Source organism: Bartonella sp. MR168JLCBS (assembly GCF_042194175.1).
In genome coordinates this window covers 1-1,280 of the sequence record NZ_JBHIMP010000104.1, presented here as the reverse complement: position 1 = coordinate 1,280, position 1,280 = coordinate 1, and the positions used below count along the sequence as shown (strand labels likewise).

Below are 1,280 nucleotides of genomic sequence, written 5' to 3'. Positions count from 1 at the left end.
AGCGGATTTAAGCCGAACAGTACCAAATTTATTTGGTCCGTTGTCCCCCCAACAGACAGGTAAACCCTCAATACAAGGCAATAAAGACAATGCCTTACTGCTAGCTTTAATAAAACAACATCTCGAGGTAAATAGACAGCAACTGGAACAAGCTAAAAAAATGCAACAGTCCATAATGGAAAATAAAGCGTCCAGTACTTCACAAGAAAAATATACCAACTCTTTTTTCAAAGATCCACAATTGGTCTATGATAGTAAGAAAAAACATGCAGATATATCTGCATCATTTGAGAAGATTCGGAGAGAAGAGGAAGAAGTTTCTACCTCTCTTGCTGGAGCACGTGAATCTATAGAGAAACGTAGCGAGTATGCAGCGTTGGTTGATAAAGCTATAAGCTTGCAAGCTTTTCAGCAAACAGAGAATCGCTCTAAAAAAATTTTAGAGTTGTTAAACAAAATCGACAAAACAAAGGATCTGAAAAACCCTGCTGACTTGCAGGCTCAGATCAAGGGCAAACTAGCCATGATCCAAAATGAAGCAACAAAATTGCAAATGGTTGCATATTTACGCAATACAGAACAGGAGCTTATAAGCCAACAAAAACAAAAACGCAATCTAAAGATTCTTAACAGTAAAAGCAAAGAAATGCCAACTATACGCTTTATCCGATGAAGTTTTTTATAAGAATTTCTCCTATGTCACCGGTTTTTTCTGCTCTCAGAAGTAGAAACCAGTGTCTATAATTTCAGTGTTGTCCCAACAATTCAAAGGGACACACTTGGGATTGATTCCACCGCAAAAAGATTTTGATGAAAAAATGCGCGAAGCAAATTGCATAAATGCAAATGAAATGCGCAATATGCATCACTGTCCTAAATGATGGAAAGATGAAATTCATTAAAGAGGAATGCCATGGCTTTCACAATGTTTACGCAACTGTTCACTGAAATTGATCAGGCAATAACAACATATGTCACGGGTATTTCATCAAAGGCCATTGCTACAATGACCCCCTTCGTATCCATCAGTCTTACCATCGCCTTCATCGTCTATGGATGGCTCATTATGCGTGGGGCAATAGATATGCCAGTCTCTGGATTCTTGAGCCGTTGCCTGCGAATCAGCATTATTACTTCAATTGCATTAACTACAGGGCTATATCAGAAAGATCTGGCAGATTTGATAATAAAAATGCCTAATGAGCTGGTAAGCACGCTGATAAGCAATCCACTAACAGATAATCAATTCACTAACTTGATTGACAAAGTGGCTGAAAAAG

At 38.2% G+C, this 1,280-nt stretch carries 2 protein-coding genes; both read left to right on the top strand.

Going from position 1 to position 1,280, the window contains the following annotated elements; translation table 11 throughout:
• The coding region (locus tag ACFIK8_RS09455) for a type IV secretion system protein (RefSeq protein ID WP_375669276.1) at positions 1 to 673 on the top strand (673 nt) is incomplete at its 5' end.
• Positions 674 to 913: 240 nt separating this feature from the next.
• Positions 914 to 1,280, top strand: a 367-nt coding sequence (locus ACFIK8_RS09450; RefSeq protein ID WP_375669275.1) for a type IV secretion system protein, incomplete at its 3' end; no start/stop codon positions are given.